The organism is Mycobacterium aquaticum (assembly GCF_002086485.1).
GTDB lineage: Bacteria > Actinomycetota > Actinomycetes > Mycobacteriales > Mycobacteriaceae > Mycobacterium > Mycobacterium aquaticum.
Genome location: NZ_MVHF01000019.1, coordinates 1 through 17,352, shown reverse-complemented (window position 1 = coordinate 17,352; position 17,352 = coordinate 1). Strand labels below are relative to the sequence as shown.

At 66.6% G+C, this 17,352-nt stretch carries 15 protein-coding genes; 9 read left to right on the top strand and 6 right to left on the bottom strand.

What is annotated here, in order from left to right:
- Positions 1-76 precede the first annotated feature (76 nt).
- From BST13_RS18845 to BST13_RS18830, 4 genes are all read left to right on the top strand, one after another.
- Positions 77-1,189, top strand: coding sequence for an ATP-binding protein (locus BST13_RS18845; protein WP_083165551.1), 1,113 nt, complete (start codon positions 77-79; stop codon positions 1,187-1,189).
- Positions 1,186-2,247, top strand: a complete 1,062-nt coding sequence (locus tag BST13_RS18840) for a MarR family transcriptional regulator (RefSeq protein WP_083165550.1) — start codon at positions 1,186-1,188, stop codon at positions 2,245-2,247. Before BST13_RS18845 ends, BST13_RS18840 begins: the two co-directional genes overlap by 4 nt.
- Positions 2,248-2,309: 62 nt before the next feature.
- Positions 2,310-2,924 (top strand): TetR/AcrR family transcriptional regulator, encoded by a 615-nt coding sequence (locus tag BST13_RS18835; RefSeq protein ID WP_211296123.1) that lies wholly within the window; start codon positions 2,310-2,312, stop codon positions 2,922-2,924.
- 77 nt (positions 2,925-3,001) lie between these two features.
- Positions 3,002-4,870: a S9 family peptidase gene (locus tag BST13_RS18830; RefSeq protein WP_083165549.1), complete on the top strand. Its 1,869-nt coding sequence runs from the start codon at positions 3,002-3,004 to the stop codon at positions 4,868-4,870.
- 72 nt (positions 4,871-4,942) lie between these two features.
- Here the strand turns inward: BST13_RS18830 and sucD are convergent, their stop codons facing one another.
- Together sucD and sucC are read right to left on the bottom strand one after the other, a co-directional pair.
- Positions 4,943-5,842, bottom strand: coding sequence for a succinate--CoA ligase subunit alpha (sucD, locus tag BST13_RS18825; RefSeq protein ID WP_083165548.1), 900 nt, complete (start codon positions 5,840-5,842; stop codon positions 4,943-4,945).
- A 12-nt stretch (positions 5,843-5,854) separates the two neighbouring features.
- Complete coding sequence (sucC, locus tag BST13_RS18820) at positions 5,855-7,018, bottom strand: ADP-forming succinate--CoA ligase subunit beta (protein ID WP_083165547.1); 1,164 nt, start codon at positions 7,016-7,018, stop codon at positions 5,855-5,857.
- A gap of 271 nt (positions 7,019-7,289) precedes the next feature.
- Here sucC and BST13_RS18815 point away from each other — a divergent pair, with 271 nt between their 5' ends.
- Genes BST13_RS18815 through BST13_RS18805 form a run of 3 tightly spaced genes read left to right on the top strand, consistent with a single transcriptional unit; the run spans position 7,290 to position 9,487 of the window.
- Entirely contained in the window at positions 7,290-8,381 is a 1,092-nt protein-coding gene (locus tag BST13_RS18815) for a M23 family metallopeptidase (protein ID WP_083165546.1), read from the top strand.
- Positions 8,382-9,032: a hypothetical protein gene (locus BST13_RS18810; RefSeq protein ID WP_083165545.1), complete on the top strand. Its 651-nt coding sequence runs from the start codon at positions 8,382-8,384 to the stop codon at positions 9,030-9,032.
- A complete protein-coding gene (locus BST13_RS18805) occupies positions 9,029-9,487 on the top strand; it encodes a hypothetical protein (RefSeq protein ID WP_083165544.1) in 459 nt (152 codons plus the stop codon). Before BST13_RS18810 ends, BST13_RS18805 begins: the two co-directional genes overlap by 4 nt.
- On the opposite strand, the gene pcrA is transcribed toward BST13_RS18805, so the two are convergent.
- The gene (gene pcrA / locus BST13_RS18800) at positions 9,484-11,817 is read right to left on the bottom strand and encodes a DNA helicase PcrA (protein ID WP_083165543.1); all 2,334 of its coding nucleotides are present in this window, start codon (positions 11,815-11,817) and stop codon (positions 9,484-9,486) included. The genes BST13_RS18805 and pcrA overlap by 4 nt on opposite strands.
- 71 nt (positions 11,818-11,888) lie before the next feature.
- On the opposite strand from pcrA, the gene BST13_RS18795 reads away from it, so the two are divergent.
- A complete protein-coding gene (locus tag BST13_RS18795) occupies positions 11,889-12,131 on the top strand; it encodes a chorismate mutase (protein ID WP_029372559.1) in 243 nt (80 codons plus the stop codon).
- Between the two features lie 28 nt (positions 12,132-12,159).
- Here BST13_RS18795 and BST13_RS18790 read toward each other — a convergent pair whose 3' ends face one another.
- The 3 genes from BST13_RS18790 to BST13_RS18780 all read right to left on the bottom strand — a co-directional run bounded on the left by BST13_RS18790 (position 12,160) and on the right by BST13_RS18780 (position 16,688).
- A complete protein-coding gene (locus BST13_RS18790) occupies positions 12,160-13,029 on the bottom strand; it encodes a hypothetical protein (protein WP_083165637.1) in 870 nt (289 codons plus the stop codon).
- A 57-nt stretch (positions 13,030-13,086) separates the two neighbouring features.
- On the bottom strand, positions 13,087-15,162 hold the full coding sequence (locus BST13_RS18785; protein ID WP_245839729.1) for an SGNH/GDSL hydrolase family protein: 2,076 nt from the start codon (positions 15,160-15,162) through the stop codon (positions 13,087-13,089).
- Positions 15,163-15,239: 77 nt separating this feature from the next.
- Positions 15,240-16,688 (bottom strand): NAD-dependent succinate-semialdehyde dehydrogenase, encoded by a 1,449-nt coding sequence (locus BST13_RS18780; RefSeq protein WP_083165542.1) that lies wholly within the window; start codon positions 16,686-16,688, stop codon positions 15,240-15,242.
- A 50-nt stretch (positions 16,689-16,738) separates the two neighbouring features.
- On the opposite strand from BST13_RS18780, the gene BST13_RS18775 reads away from it, so the two are divergent.
- A partial coding sequence (locus BST13_RS18775; RefSeq protein WP_483869187.1) for a glucose-6-phosphate isomerase occupies positions 16,739-17,352 on the top strand: 614 nt, incomplete at its 3' end.

Genomic DNA, 17,352 nt, shown 5'->3' with positions numbered 1-17,352 from the left:
CTATGTTGACGTACATCGATCTAGACGTACATCAATTCAGGCGTAGACTTTGGGAATGACATGGCCCATCCGACCGATGTCCCTGGTGGTGGGCGGCATAGTGCCTCCGGCGAACGTCGTCGGCCGGGTTCGCGAGCAGCAGGAGATTCTCGCGAGCCTGCCCGCGGGCGGCGCCGCGTTGGTCGGCGACCGGCGGCACGGCAAGACGTCGCTCGCCCGACTCGTCGCACACACCGCCCGTCAGCAGGGCCTGACGGTGGTGTCGGTCAGCGCCGAACGCCAGACCTACGCAGAATTTGTGACCGCGTTGGCGGGCGAGCTCGGCCGCATCGACAACGCGCTGCGCCACGAGGTCGAACGGTGGAAGGTCGCCTTCGTCACCGGCCCGATCCGCTTCGAACGCACCCAGGCCGAGGCCGCTCTCGACGATCTGTTGCAGCGCGCCGTATCACGCGCCGAGCGCGGACCGCTCGTGCTGTTCATCGACGAGGTGACCGTGCTGGCGCGCAACCTCGAACGCGAGAAGCCCGGCGGCGGGGACGCGTTCCTCCATCTGTTGAGACGCTTCCGGCAGGACAACACCGGCCGGCTCGCCACCGTGCTGTCCGGATCCATTGGCTTTCACCATGTTTCAGAAGACGCGCTGAGCTCGGTGAACGACATCCGTAAAGTGACCGTCGGGCCGATCCGCCATGACCACGCGACCTATCTGGCGGAGTGCCTGCTGCTCGGCGCTCAAGTGGCCACCACCGACCGACACCGCGTCGCCGAATCCATTGCGGCAGCAGCCGAGAACGTGCCCTACTACATCCAGCACCTCGTCGCGGCGTCGGCGCAGGCCGGGCTGGTCGACCCCGGCCGGATACCCGATCTGTTGCGCGCCGCCATCATCGACCCACACGACCCATGGGACCTGCGGCACTACCGGGACCGGCTGCGCAACTACTACGGCGACGATGCCGCCGCCATTGCCGACCTGCTCGACATATACGCGCACGCGTCGGACGCGTTGAGTGTCGACGCCACGGCACATCTGCTGCAGTCCGAGGGGTCGCCGATCCGCAACCGCGACCAACTGGTGTCGTTCATCGAACGCCTGGAACAGGACCACTATCTGCGCCGCGTCGGCGATGACGACTGTTTCGCGTCGGGTTTGGTGCAGGCCGCCTGGCTGGCGATGAGGCGATGAGCATTCCGCTGTTCACCCCTGGCGCGGTCGATCCGGCCGACCTCGACGCGCACACCGTCGGACGGGCAGCATTCCTGTCGCGGCTGACCGACCGGATCATCGATGCGGCGCACGACGGCTCACGCCCGCACACGCTGCTGATCGGCCCGCACGGCAGCGGCAAGACGCACACGCTGCACGTCGTGGTGCACCGTGCACTGTCCCACCGGGATACGTCGAAAGCCGTTCTGCCGCTGCTGCTCCCGGAAGACAGCCTCGCAATCGGAAGCTACGGCGATCTGCTCGTCGAGCTCATCCGGTCGCGGTTGCCCGAGGCTCGGGAACTGCGCGACGATGTCATCGGGTTGGAACGCGCGATCCTGGACCTCGCCGACGGCCGAATGATCCTGGTGGCGATCGAGAACCTGGACCGGGTGTTCGAGGCAATCGGCGAGGCAGGCCAAGGCAGCCTGCGTGCGTGGGTCGAAACATCCACCGCAGTCATGCTTTTCGCGACCGCGCCAGCTCTCTTCCCGGGAGTCGCGTCGCGCACCCACCCCTGGTACGGATCGTTCATCGTCGAGGAGCTCCCCGCCCTGACCATCGACGAGGGGGCCCAGATCATCGCGCCCACCGGCGATCTCGCCGACTACCTCCGCTCCCCCGAGGGACGCGACCGGCTTGCCGCCATCGAACATTTGGTCGGCGGCTCACCGCGCCTGTGGCAGATGGTCGCCGAAGTCGCCGACGTACCGGCACTGCAGGCGTTGGAGCCGGTGACCGCCGCATTGCTGGACCGGCTGGCACCGTCCTACCAGCAGCGGCTCTGGCAATTGCCTGCCGGTGAGCAGCGCCTGGTGGTCGAACTCGCGCGCGGCGAAGGTGCTCGGACCGTGTCCGATCTCGCTGCCGCGGTGGGTGTTTCGAACCAGACCGCGTCAGCGGCGCTGGGCCGGCTGACCGCTGCCCGGTGGGTGGTCCGCACGAAATCGGACGCCGGTGACCGCCGCGCCACGTGGTACGACCTGACCGACCCACTGCTGCGTCGCGTCGTGCAGTATCGCGACGGGCGCGCTTGACAGGACTGTCACTTAGTGACACCTTGGACGTGTCACTAAGTGACAGGTTGGGGGTGAGGACCATCGGCGAGAAGCAAGACCAGGCACGTCTGGCGGTGTCGCGCATCGCCTGCGCCCTGTTCTGGGAACGGGGCGTCGCCGGAACCAGCGGTGACGACATCGCCGAGGCAGCGGGGCTCTCCACCCGCACGATCTGGCGCTACTTCCGCAGCAAGGAAAGTTGCGTCGAACCCCTGCTCGCGAAGTCGGCCGACCGGTTCCTCGCGAGCGCGCGGCGCTGGCCGCACGAGCTGTCGTTGTCCGAACACCTTGCGGCAGACGCCATTGCGCATCCGCTGTCACCACAGGACATCGAGGACGAGCTCAGCGCGGTGCGGCTCGCCACCATGACGGCGACCGAACCTGCCCTGCGCACTGCCTATCTCATGGTGCACGACCGGATGGAACAGGGCCTCACCCCCGTCATCGCGGACCGGCTGGGCCTGCCGGAAGACGATCTCACCGTGCGCCTGTGCGCGGCCGCCGTCACCGGGGCGTTCCGGGTCGTCGACGAGGACGTCAGCCGGGCGATCGTCGTCGACGGCAAGATCGTCAGCCAAGACGAGGCGCTCTCGCTCATGGACCGAGCCATCCGCGAAGCCACCAACGGCCGCCTTGGAGGGCCGGTCACCCAGTAAATCCCTATCCCCCAACCGAATACGCATCGCGAGCCAGCCTGGCCCGTCGAACAATCCTGCCCAGCGAAAGGACCGCCATGGCGCTACCCGAGCTCATCACCGTCGAGGACTTCTTCAGCCCACCCGTGCGCACCGCCGCGACCATCTCACCCGACGGCACCAGAATCGCCTATCTCGCTCCGTGGAAGAACCGGCTCAACGTGTGGATAGAGAACCTCGATGGCGACACCGACCCGCGGTGCGTGACAGCCGACGAGACCCGCAGCGTCTACATCTACCGGTGGACCCAGGATCCGCGCTGGCTGCTCTACATGCAGGACACCGGCGGCGACGAGAACTGGCACATCTACCGCGTGGACCTGGACCATCCCGACAGTCCGGCGGTCGACCTCACGCCGTTTCCCGGTATCCGGGCAGATTTCACACTTCTCAAAGGCCGTCCCGGCAAGGCCATGGTCCAGTTCAACAAGCGCAACCCCGAGCTGTTCGACGCCTACGAACTCGACATCGCCACCGGCGAACTCACGCTGCTCGCCGAGAATCCGGGCAATGTCGTCAACTGGATGTGCAGCCAGCACGGCGAGTTGTTCACGTCGGTTCTGACCGCCGACGGCGATGTCGAACTGTCGCAATGGGATACCGCCACGAAATCGTTGCGGCCCATCAAGACCTACGATGGCACCGACTATCCCGTGGGTATCCATCCCGTGACGATCACCCCTGACGGCACCGGCATGTGGCTCGGGTCCAACCACGGCACCGACCGAACCAGGCTGGCCCGCCTGGATGTCGCGACCGGCGTGGAAACCGAAGTGGACAGTCACCCGTCGTTCGACCTGGCCGCCCAAATGGTGCTGCCGTCACCGCTGATCCTCAGCGAGCGCACGGGCGAATTGATCGGGGCGCGGTATTACGGTGACCGCCAGGTGATTCACGCGCTGGACGCGGACTTCGCTGCGGTGCTGCAGAAGCTGAGTCAGCTCGGTGAAGGCGATCTCGGTGGGATATCGTCCGACAGCAGCGGGCAACGCTGGGTCGTCAACTTCATGCACGACCGCGACCCGTACGTCACATACTTCTACGACCACACGACCGGCGAGAGCCGAATGTTGTTCCGGCCGCACCCGAATCTGAATCCTGACGCGCTGGCCCCGATGAAGCCGGTCACCATCACCTCGCGCGACGGCCTGGACCTGCACGCCTATCTGACCCTGCCCGTCGGGATCGACCCGGTGGATCTGCCGCTGGTGCTGCTGGTGCACGGCGGTCCGTGGGCACGCGACGTCTGGGCCTACCAACCCGATGTGCAGATGCTGGCCAATCGCGGATATGCGGTGCTACAGGTCAACTTTCGCGGCTCCACCGGCTACGGCAAGGCTTTCACCAAGGCGGCCATCGGGGAGTTCGCAGGCAAGATGCACGACGACCTGATCGACGCCGTCGACTGGGCCGTCAAGCAGGGCTACGCCGATCGCGACCGGGTGGCCATCTTCGGTGGCTCGTACGGCGGCTACGCAGCGCTCGTCGGCGTCACGTTCACCCCGGATGTCTTCGCCGCGGCCATCGACTACGTCGGAATCTCCAGTCTCGCGAACTTCATGCGCACGCTGCCGAACGTGGCCCGGCCGTTCCTGGCCACCAATTGGCACATGTACGTCGGCGACCCGAGCGACCCGCAGCAGGAGGCCGACATGCTGGCCCGCTCGCCCATCACGAAGGTCGACCAGATCCGCACACCACTGCTGGTTGTCCAGGGCGCCAATGATTCTCGCGTGGTCCAGGCCGAGTCCGACAATCTCGTCGAAGCGCTACGCAGCCGCGGCGTCGAGGTCGAGTACATGGTCAAGGCGGACGAAGGGCACGGATTCCTCAACCCGGACAACCAGATCGACATGTACCACGCCGTCGAACGTTTCCTCGCCGAGCACCTGGGCGGTCGCGTTTAACTGCCGAGCAGACGCTAAGGCCCCCGACACGCCGGGCGTGCGGGGGCCTACGCGTCTGCTCGCGCGAGAAAATCAGCCCTCGAGGATGGCGCGGGCCAGTGCCGCGGTCTCCGACGGGGTCTTGCCGACCTTCACGCCGGCAGCCTCAAGAGCTTCCTTCTTGGCCGCGGCGGTGCCCGAGCTGCCCGACACGATGGCGCCGGCGTGGCCCATGGTCTTGCCCTCCGGGGCGGTGAAGCCCGCGACGTAGCCGACGACGGGCTTGGTGACGTTGGCCTTGATGTAGTCGGCGGCCCGCTCTTCGGCGTCGCCACCGATCTCACCGATCATCACGATGATCTTGGTCTCGGGATCCTTCTCGAACGCTTCGATGGCATCGATGTGGGTGGTGCCGATGACCGGGTCGCCGCCGATGCCGATGGCGGTCGAGAAGCCGAGATCGCGCAGCTCGTACATCATCTGGTAGGTCAGCGTGCCCGACTTCGACACCAGCCCGATCGGGCCCTTGCCGGTGATGTTGTTCGGCGTGATGCCGACCAGCGACTCACCGGGGGTGATGATGCCCGGGCAGTTGGGGCCGATGATGCGGGTCTTCTGACCCTTGTCGACGTTGTAGGCCCACGCATAAGCGCTGTCCTGCACCGGGATTCCCTCGGTGATGACCACCAGCAGCGGGATCTCGGCGTCGATGGCCTCGATGATGGCGTCCTTGGAGAAGGCCGGCGGCACGAAGGCGATCGACACGTCGGCGCCGGTCTCCTTGATGGCCTCGGCGACCGATGCGAACACCGGAAGCTCGATGTCGTTGCCGTCCTTGTCCTTGTGGGCGACCTTCGTGCCGGCCTTGCGTGCATTGACGCCGCCGACGACCTGCGTGCCTGCCTTGAGCATCAGCGCGGTGTGCTTGGTGCCCTCACCACCGGTGATGCCCTGGACGATGACCTTGCTGTCTTTGTTCAGAAAAATCGACATATCAAGTGTCCCTTACTTGTTGGCCAGCTCGGCGGCCTTGTCGGCGCCGGCGTCCATGGTCTCGGCCTGGATGACCAGGGGGTGGTTGGCCTCGGCGAGGATGCGGCGGCCCTCTTCGACGTTGTTGCCGTCCAAGCGGACGACGAGCGGCTTGTTGGCCTCGTCGCCGAGGATCTGCAGCGCCTTGACGATGCCGTTGGCCACCGCGTCACATGCGGTGATGCCGCCGAACACGTTGACGAACACGCTCTTGACCTGTGTGTCGTTGAGGATGACGTCCAGACCGTTGGCCATCACCTCGGCCGAGGCGCCACCACCGATGTCGAGGAAGTTTGCGGGCTTGACGCCGCCGTGCTTCTCACCGGCGTAGGCGACGACGTCCAGCGTCGACATGACCAGGCCCGCGCCGTTGCCGATGATGCCGACGGCACCATCGAGCTTGACGTAGTTGAGGTCGTTCTCCTTGGCCTTGAGCTCGAGCGGATCGGTCGCGTCCTTGTCCTCGAACTCGGCGTGGCCGGGCTGCCGGAAGTCGGCGTTGGCGTCGAGGGTGACCTTGCCGTCCAGGGCCAGGATCTGGTCGTCGGGCGTGCGCACCAGCGGGTTCACCTCAACCAGGGTGGCGTCCTCTTTGACGAACACCTCCCACAGCTTCTGGATGGTCACCGCGGCGGCGTCGAGCACCTCGGCGGGCAGGTGGCCCTGCTCGGCGATGGACCGCGCGAAGGCCAGATCGACACCCTTGACGGCGTCGACCGGAACCTTGGCCAGCCGCTCAGGCTTGGTGGCGGCGACCTCTTCGATCTCCATGCCGCCCTCGACCGAGCACATGGCCAGGTACGTGCGGTTGGCACGATCGAGCAGGAAGGAGATGTAGTACTCCTCGGCGATGTCGCTCGCCTCGGCGACCAGCAGCTTCTTGACGATGTGGCCCTTGATGTCCAGGCCGAGGATGTTCTGCGCGTGGGTGAACGCATCGTCGGCGGTGGCGGCGTACTTGACGCCACCGGCCTTGCCACGGCCGCCCACCTTGACCTGCGCCTTGACCATGACGGGCTTGCCGATTTCCTCGGCGATGGCCTTGGCGCCTTCGGCGGTGTCGGTGACCCGGCCTGCCGAAGTGGGGACGTTGTGCTTGGCGAACAGCTCTTTCGCCTGGTACTCGAAAAGATCCATGTGTTTCCTCTATGAGGCGGTATCTGTCTGCGTTGACTTCGAAGCTGCCCGGTCTGGAGTATCACCGACGGGCCCGTGGGCACTTTATCCATCACCTCGTGAGCGGTAACCACCGCCTACCGACGATGTGGTATATCTCACCGGGCCCTGGCGGTGATACAGATCACATTCTGCGGCGGAATAGCCGGAGGAGTTGCCACCATCATTGGGATTTGGTTAACGTGCCTCTGGTCCAGATCACGTTGAGGTCACGACGAGAAGGATTTCCGGGTTGTCGCAGCATCGTTCGTCCGTATCTCCCACAGGGGTATCGATGAACGCTCGGGACCGGAAAAACATGTCGGCCGATGCACTGGACGCTGCGGAAATCACCGACATCATCCCGTTCAACGAGTTCGGAAAACTCTCTGACCTGGAGTTCCACAGCTCCGGCGCGTTCGACCGGGAATCTCGGGTGATCCACGCCCCCGAGCTCGACGACATGCACGACACCGATGACCTGATCCCCATCCGGTTGGCCGTGCCGTCGGAATTCCGCTCCGAATCCGGCAGCGACCGTGGCACCCGCGGCTCGAGCCACGCCTACCGCGACAACCACACCGACGTGAGTGACGGCAATGCCGCCACCGACGTCATCGACATGAGCAGCCGCCGCGGCGCTCATCGCAAGGAAACGCCCGGCCCCGTCAAGAGCCGCCTGCTGATCGCCGCGATGGCTGCGGGCGCCACCGCCGCAGGGGCCTACTCGTTGACCACCGGCACGCAGGCCAGCGCCGACGACACCATCGTCGCCTCCGGTGCCAACACCGCACGCACCGCCGGCGCCACAGGCTCGGTGGACGGCATGCAGATCGTCACCGTCGCCGCCGACAACAGCTCCGCGGTGCACGCCGAAGAGATAACCAAGGCCGCCGCGTTCGCGCAGGAGCGCGCCGAGCGCGAGGCCCGGCTGTCGCGCCCACTGTTCGTGATGCCCACCAAGGGCTTCGTCTGGACCTCGACCTTCGGATACCGCTGGGGCGTCCTGCACGCCGGCATCGACCTGGCAAGCCCGATCGGCACCCCCATCGCCGCGGTGTCCGACGGCGTGGTCATCGACGTCGGCCCGACGGCCGGTTACGGCGCCTGGGTCAAGCTGCGCCACGCAGACGGCACCGTCACGCTGTACGGCCACATCAACAGCTGGAACGTCAGCGTCGGTGAGCGCGTCATGGCAGGCGATCAGATCGCCACCGTCGGCAACCGAGGCAACTCGACCGGCCCGCACCTGCACTTCGAAGTTCTGCTCAACGGCACGCAGCGCATCGACCCGGTGCCGTGGCTGGCGCAGCGCGGGCTCAGCCCGGGCAACTATGTTGGCTGAGTGAGCGACTCCGCCGAAAACAGAGCCTCAACCGGCCCGTCCGACGATCAGACTCGCATCATCCGGCGACAACCCGCCGAGCCCGTGTCCGCACCGATGACGGCGCAGCACGAACCCAAGACCAGCATCATCCGTCGCCACCCGACCGGCGCCATCCCCACCGCGGCCGACGCCGAACCCGCGACCGGCTTGATCTCCCGCGACACCGACGACCAGGCCCAGACCCGCTACATTCCCCGCGCCCGTCCGCTGGCGATTCCCCGTTCCCCGGCCGGCGCCAATCCACGCACCTCCATCGCGGCCGCGACGGCCGGCATCCTCAGCGGTTGGGCCACCGCCATGATCGCCACCGACCTCATCGCCGGGTGGTGGCACAGCGACCGGCTGTTCTGCCTGGCGATCGGTTTTCTCACCGCGATATCGGCCGCGGCCACCATCGGCGGGCTCATCGCCGTGCTTCTGCGCAGACGCATGGGGCGGCTGCTGGTCGTCGTCGGCTCGATCATCGGCCTGCTGATCTTCGGCAGCCTGTTCATCGCGGGCGCCAGGCTGCATCCCGTGGTGTACGCGATGCCGGTGCTGCCGGTCGCGGCCATCGCGCTCACCTTGCTGCCGTCCACCCGGCGGTGGGCGGCGGGACCACGGCAATGAATCCACAGACCTACCAACCTGTTTCGACGCGTCGAGGCAAGGGCGTCGCCATCACCACGACGGTGCTGGCCGTGCTCTGTGCGGGAATCAACGTGCTGGCCGCCGCGAGTGGGGTTTTGGTGCATCTGTTCTTCGAACTGCTTGACTCAGTGCAGAACTGGGACAATCTGCAGCCGGACTCCGCGCAGCAGCATTCGACGTCGTGGTGGTTCGTCGCCGCAGCCGCCGTGCTGATCGTCGCCGCGGTGGCGCTGATCGTCGGCGCGGTTCAGTTGATGCTGTGCAAGACGTCTGGTCAGGTCATCGTGATCGTGGGCGCGGTGGTCTCCGCCGTCGCGCTGATCGCCACACCACTGGCCTGGGCCACCCACATGACCTTGAGCATCGCACCGCTCGTCGTCGCCGGGTTGGCGTTACTGCCCGGCGTCAGGCACTGGTGTAGAGGAACCGGCTAGAGCTTCTGCACCGGCGCGTGGTTGTGCATCAGCTTGACCCGCCCCGCACTGCCGAAGTCGATCAGCGACATGGCCGTCTCGCCCATCCCTGAGACCTCCTCGACCCGTCCCAGGCCGTATTTGTCGTGGGTGACCCGATCGCCCGGCTCCAGCACGATCAGGGGGCGGTTACGGGCTGCCGCCGGGCGGGCCGGGGCCGGACGTGGAGCGCCATAGCGGCCCGCGTTACCGACAGGAGCGCTGAACGCCGACGCCGGCTGCTCCACGCGGCGCCAGTTGATGAGTTCCTCCGGGATCTCCCGCAGGAACCGGGATTCCGGGTTGAGCATCGGCTGGCCCCACGACGAGCGGACCTTGGCCCGGCTCAGGTAGAGCCGCTGCCGCGCACGGGTGATGCCCACGTAGGCCAGCCGCCGCTCCTCGGACAGCTCGGTCGGATCGCCCAACGCCCGCATGTGCGGGAACATGCCGTCCTCCCAGCCGGTGACGAACACCGCGGGGAACTCCAGCCCCTTGGCCGTGTGCAGCGTCATCATCGTCACCACACCGGCGCCGTCCTCAGGGATCTCGTCGGCATCGGCGACCAGTGAGACCCGCTCCAGGAACTGAGCCAGGACCCCGGTCTCGGGGATGTCCTCGTCGACCGGTTCATCTTCGGCCAGGGCCTGGGCGTTGGCCAGGTCCGTGCTGAACTCGTGTGCGACGCTGACCAATTCGTTGAGGTTGTCGAGCCGGGCCAGATCCTGCGGATCGCTGGAGGCCTCCAGTTCGCGACGGTATCCGGTGCGTTCCAGCACGGCCTCCACCAGGTCGCCGAGCTCGTTGTCGAGCTTGCCGCGCAGGTCGTCGAGCAGTGCGACGAAACTCGCGATGGCCTTCTCCGAGCGGGTGTTGAGCATCGGCACCCGACCCTCTGCGGCGGCCTGCAGCGCATCGTTGAAGCTGCCCCCGGTGTTCTCGGCGTAGACGGCGACGCACGCCTCGGCGCGGTCCCCGATGCCGCGACGCGGAGTGTTGAGGATGCGGCGCATGCTCACCGAATCACCCGGATTGTCCAGCACGCGCAGGTAGGCAACGATGTCGCGGATCTCGCGGCGCTCGTAGAAGCGCACTCCCCCAACGACTTTGTACGGAATGCCGGCCCGGATGAACACCTCTTCCAGGGCACGCGAGGAGTTGTTGGTGCGGTAGAACACCGCGACGTCGCCGTACTTGAGCCCCTCCCGGTCGGCCAGTGCGTCGATCTCCTCGGCGACGAACCGGGCCTCGTCGTGCTCGTTGTCGGCCACGTAACCGACGATCAGCTCACCCTCACCGGCGTCGGTCCACAGCCGCTTCTCGCGCCGGCCGGCGTTGCGGGCGATCACCGAGTTCGCGGCGTTCAAGATGGTCTGGGTGGAGCGGTAATTCTGTTCCAGCAGAATCGTCGTCGCGTCGGGATAGTCCCGTTCGAAATCCTCGATGTTGCGGATGGTGGCGCCCCGGAAGGCGTAGATCGACTGGTCGGCGTCGCCCACCACACACAGCTCGGCGGGCGGCACCGTGTTGTCGGTGCCCTCGATGTCGTGTCCGACCAACTCGCGGACCAGGACGTACTGGGCGTGGTTGGTGTCCTGATACTCGTCGACCAGGATGTGCCGGAACCGCCGCCGGTAGTACTGCGCGATCTGCGGGAACGCCTGCAGCACGGCGACCGTCTCACCGATCAGGTCGTCGAAGTCCAACGCATTGGCCGCCCGCAGACGCCGCTGATACTCCGCATAGACCTGGGCGACGATGCCCGCCATCTCCTCGGCGGCCTCCGAGGCCTCGGCCGCGGCCTGTTCCGGGCGGATCAGCTCGTTCTTCAGGTTGGAGATGCTGTTGGCCAGCAGCCGCGGCGAATAGCGCTTGGTGTCCAGACCCATGTCCTTGCCGATCATCATCAGCAGGCGACGGGAATCGTCGGAGTCGTAGATCGAGAAGTTGGAGTTCAGCCCCGGCAGCAGCGAGGCCTGGTTGCGCAGAATGCGCACACACGAGGAATGGAAGGTGGAGATCCACATGTTCCTCGCCCGGGGTCCCACCAGCCCGACCACCCGTTCACGCATCTCCGCGGCGGCCTTGTTGGTGAACGTGATGGCAAGGATCTGCCCGACCCCGACGTCGCGGGCGGCGAGCAGATACGCGATCCGCCGCGTCAGCACCGCTGTCTTGCCCGATCCGGCACCTGCCACGATGAGCAGCGGCGAGCCCTCGTGCAGCACGGCCTGACGCTGCTGGGGGTTGAGCCCTTCCAGGAGCTGATCGGTTTCTGAAACAGTCGGCGAAGCGACGGGCGAGGTGGTCATATCGCCATCAAACTTACCGCCGCACCACGACAGTTTTGCGCTGGCACGGGCTTGACTGAGACCATCGAGCCGTGCCTGACATCGATGAACTGCGTCGTGAGATCGACGAACTCGACGCCACCATCCTGGCTGCCGTCCAGCGGCGCACCGAGGTCTCCAAGATGATCGGCCAAGCCCGCATGGCGTCGGGCGGCACCCGCCTGGTGCACAGCCGGGAGATGAAGGTCATCGAACGGTTCAGCGTGCTCGGGCCCGAAGGCAAAGACCTGGCGATGCTGCTGCTGCGCCTCGGTCGGGGACGGCTCGGCCACTAGGGGTTACGCGGAACTGCATTCCGGGTCGTCAAGCCGGCCGCTGAGCAACCCTCCCTTCCGCCTGGCGGCGAGCCCACGCTGCGCGCACTCGCGCAAGAATGTCGCGCGGCCGATCCTCCTTGATGACGCGGACATGCAGCCAGCCTCGGCGTTCGATCTTCCTGAGCCTGATCACGTCCCACGCATACCTGACCCGGTCAGTGCGGTGCTGATCGCCGTCATACGCGACAGCGATCATCGCGTGCTCCCATCCCATGTCCAGATAGGCGAACTCGTAGCCACACTCGTCCAACACTGGAATCTGGGTCTCGGGTCGGGGATAGCCGTCGTCCATCAACAACAAGCGAAGCCACGTCTCTTTCGGTGACTGTCCGCCGGCATCCATCAGGCTCAGTGCCTCACGGCACCGCCGCACTCCATGCGCACCCCGGAAGTCCTCGACGAGCGGTAGGACGTGGTCAGCCGCCAGGCCGGTCGCTGCGGCAAGCGCGTCGAGGTGCGCAACGGCCGCGCCTCGAGGCAGGAACCGGCCGAGGTCCAACGCAGTCCGCTGAATCGTGGCGACGGCCATGCCGTTGATCTCGACAACGTCGTCACAGGTGAAGCGGTCGTTGTGGGTGACGATGCCCGCCGGTGGGCGGTGGTTTTGCCAGATCAGTTCGATCGGAGCTTCGTCATCGACCCACTTCGCCCCGTGTAGCGCCGATGCGGCCCGTCCGGTGATCACCGCCCGCCGCTTGGACCACAGCCAGGCGGCCATGGTGTTGCCGTAGAGCGTCGGCTCTGCGATGCGGGGTTGATACACGTCGGGAAATATCGGCCGGTACGCAGACCGTAGGCGTCCACGAGTCAGTTCGCCACGTGCCAGCGCTTCACTGCCCAAGAAGATGGTGCCCATGCCGGCGATCTTGCTCAGCAGCTCCGACACGCGCCCCCAGACTGCAGCCAGGGTTGCTCAGCCGCTCGTTTGACGACCGGGAATGCCGTTCCGCGGTGGGGTCGGCGCCGGGGTCGGCGGCGGGCCGGGCGGCGGCGACGGCGGGGTGCGCAGGGCGTCGGCCAACCACGGCGCCAACCACTTGACGGCCTCGGCCGTGGGGTGCACGCCGTCGCTGCGCATCCTGATCCCGTCGATGCGCGCGGTGTAGACGCCGCCGGGATCGAGCTTGGCGTTGAAGTCGAGGACCTCGAAGTTCGGCCGGTTACCGACGGCCGTGCGCAGAATCTTGTTCCACTCCTGCACTCGCGCGGGCTGATCCTCGGGATAGAGGCTGCCGTCGGAGCGTTCACCGCGCCGGTTGTACGGAGCCGTCGTCACCACCACCCGCGCGCCCGTCGAACCGAGGATGTCCAGCGCCCGCTGCAGCTCGCCCTGCAGGTACTTGGTGAAGTCCGGGTCGCCGATGTGTGTCCAGTGGCCCTGCCACATCCGGTCGACGGTCTCCCACCGACCGATCATCAGCAAGACGACGTCAGGCCGGTCATGGGTCACGCGCTGGGTCCAACGTTCCGGCCAGGTGTCGCATTCAGGTTTCTGGTTGAGGGTCTCCCCGCTGGACCGGTACGGGCCGCCGCGGGCGATGCCGCATCCGATGGTGGTGTAGTCGTTGAAGTGCAGTCCCGGCGTCGACGGGAGATAGCGCATCAGCGTCCAGGCCACCGAGTCGCCGAACACCCCGACCACCTTGGTGCCGGGGTCGCGCAGCGGCGTATTGCCCACCGGGACCGGCACCTCGGCGCCGACGTCCTCTTTGAGGGCAGCCGACATCACGTCGGGCCCGGTGCGTTCGGCGGGCTGCGCGACGGGCAGGACACCCATCGTCAGCACGGCCGCCGTCGCCACCGTCGCCGCGGCCAGCCGCAGCATCGGCACGTGCGCGGGACGCCAACGCCGCACGGGTTGCTCGATGAGCCACCACGACGCGATGGCCGCTGCGAGCGTGACCGCGCACCGCAGGGTCAGCAACGACCAGCTCGTCCAGCCGGTGCGTTCGCCGTTGAGGATCAAGAAGATCGGCCAGTGCCACAGGTACACGCCGTAGGAGATGGCGCCGAGCGCCACGAGCGGACGCCAGGCCAGTGCCTTCGCGACGTATCCGTCCTGATCCAGGGCGACCGGCGCGACCACCAACACCGCACCGATCGCGACGATGATCAGCAAGCCGTGCCGGAAGTCGTCGGCGCCGCCGGTGGCGACATGTGCGGCCACCGCGAGCAGCGCGAGCCCGACGACCGGCAGCAGCCAGGCGACCCAGCGCAGCCGTCGGGTGCGGATCAGCGTGCCGGACATGGTCAGTGCCGACCAGTCCCGCACCAACAGGGCCGCCGCAGCCGCCCCGACCAGCAGGGCCTGCACCCGCGTGTCGGTGCCGAAGTAGACGCGGTTGACGTCTTGCGTGCTGTCGCCGACCAGCAGGATGGCCTCGGCGGCCGATGCCGCCACACCCGCGGCGGCGAGCCCGAACACCGCCCATCGCACGGTGCCCGCCGAGCGGCGGCGCAGCAGCAGTGCCGCGCCCACCAACAGCAGCGGCCAGATGAGGTAGTACTGCTCCTCCACGCCCAGTGACCACGTGTGCTGCAGCGGCGACGGAGTGCCGCCCTGGGTGAAGTAGTCGGCCTTCTGAAGCACGAAGCCCCAGTTGGCAATCCAGAAGAATGCGGCGACGGCGTCGTTGCGCACACTGGCGACCGCGTCGGGCGGGAACAGGTCCCGCGCGGCGACCACCGCCAGTGTCATCACGAGCATCGCCGGCAGTAGCCTGCGCGCCCGGCGCACCCAGAACGCCTTGAGATCGATGCGGTAGGTCTTGCGGTACTCGTCGAGCAACAGCGAGGTGATCAGAAAACCGCTGAGGACGAAGAACACGTCCACACCGATGAAGCCGCCACCCAGGCCCGGAACACCGCCGTGGGCGGCCACGACCAGCAGTACGGCGACAGCACGAATGCCGTCCAGTGCCGGGATGTCGCGGCGGGCGGTGGTAGCCCGGCGAACGGGAACCCGGACCGGCGCCGCAGTCACGTCCATGCCCTCCCGTCTAGGGTTCGAGCATGAGAGTTTAGGTGGCCTGCGGCGCCGAATCGGGAAGGCGCGCTGGGAAATCCCTACTTCGTCAGCGCAATGTATTTGGTGTCGAGGTACTCCTCGATGCCCTCGGAGCCACCTTCGCGGCCGAAGCCCGACTCCTTAACGCCACCGAACGGCGCGGCCGGGTCGGAGATGATGCCCCGGTTCACTCCGACCATGCCGGACTCGATGCCCTCGGCAACCCGAAGCGCACGGTCGAGCGACTGCGTGTAGACGTAGGCGGCCAGTCCGTACTCGGTGTCATTGGCGGCTTCGATGCCCTCGTCCTCGGTGTCGAATCCGATGATCGGCGCGACGGGGCCGAACACTTCCTCCTTGAGGATGCGGGCGTCGGCAGGGACATCGGTGAGCACTGTGGCCGGGTAGAAATTGCCCGGGCCGCCGGGAGCGACGCCACCGACGGCGACCGTCGCGCCTCGCGAGACGGCATCGGAGACCAGCTCGGTGACGGCGGCGACCTGGCTGGAATTGATCAGCGGACCCAATGTGGACGACGGGTCGAGACCCTTGCCGAGGGTGAACTCGCTCATACGCTTGATCAACTTGTCGGTGAATTCTTCGCGCACCGCATTGGCGACGTGGAACCGGTTGGCGGCCGTACAGGCCTCACCGCCGTTGCGCATCTTGGCCAGGATCGCGCCGTCGACAGCAGCGTCGACGTCAGCGTCGTCGAACACGACGAACGGTGCGTTGCCGCCCAACTCCATCGACGTCCGCAACAACGCGTCGGCCGATTGCTTCACCAGGGCCTTGCCGACACCCGTCGAACCCGTGAAGGTGAGCTTGCGCAGCCGGCCGTCGTCGATGAGCGCCGTGGTGACCCCGCGCGCGTCATTGGTCGGCAGCACCGAGAGCACGCCCTTGGGCAAACCGGCCTCGTCCATCAGCTGGGCCAGCAGCAGCATGGTCAGCGGGGTTTCCTGCGCGGGCTTGACGATCATGGTGCAGCCCGCCGCGAACGCCGGGCCCATTTTGCGGGTTCCCATGGCCAGCGGGAAGTTCCACGGTGTGATGGCGTAGCAAGGGCCGACGGCTTGCTTGGTGACGATGATGCGACCGGTCCCCGCGGGGCTTGCGGTGTAACGCCCGTCGATGCGGACGGCCTCTTCGGCGAACCAGCGGAAGAACTCGGCGCCGTACTTCACCTCGCCCTTGCTCTCCGCGAGCACCTTGCCCATCTCGAGTGTCATCAACGCGGCGATGTCGTCGGCACGTTCGGTGATCTTCTCGAACACCGACCGCAGGATCTCACCGCGTTCCCGCGGAGGGGTGGCGGCCCAGTCGGCCTGGACCGCGCATGCGGCATCGAGGGCAGCGACCGCGTCCTCGGCCGTGGCGTTGGAGACCGACGCCAGAACCTGGTCGTCGCTGGGGTCCAGGACGTCGAAAGTCGAGGCAGCTTCCCGCTGCTCACCGCCGATCCACAGTCCGGTTGGAACTGACTTCAGCAAGGCTGCGCTATCCATACCTTCATCATTTACTCCATTCATCACCACCGCACACTAGGGTTCTCCATATGAGCAAGAGCGCCGATATTTCGACCACTGCCGCGTGGCAAGCTCTGATCCGTCATCACGACAAGATCGGCCAGACCCACCTGCGCGAGTTCTTCGCCGAAGATCCCGCCCGCGGAACCGAACTGGTGCTGAACGTCGGCGACCTCTACATCGACTACAGCAAGCACCGCATCACCCGCGAAACCATCAAGCTATTGGTCGACCTCGCCCGCACCGCAGACCTCGAACAACGCCGCGACGCCATGTTCGCCGGCGAACACATCAACACCTCCGAAGACCGCGCCGTCCTGCACACCGCCCTGCGGTTGCCTGCCAGCGCCGAACTGACCGTCGACGGCCAGAACGTCGTCGCCGACGTCCACGACGTCCTCGACCGGATGGGCGCCTTCACCGACAAACTGCGCTCCGGCGAATGGACCGGCGCCACCGGCAAGCGCATCACCACCGTGGTCAACGTCGGCGTCGGCGGGTCGGACCTGGGCCCGGTCATGGTCTACGACGCACTACGGCACTACGCCGACGCCGGCATCTCAGCACGCTTCGTGTCCAACGTCGACCCCTCCCACCTGGTCGCCACCCTCGACGGACTCGACCCCGCCACAACACTTTTCGT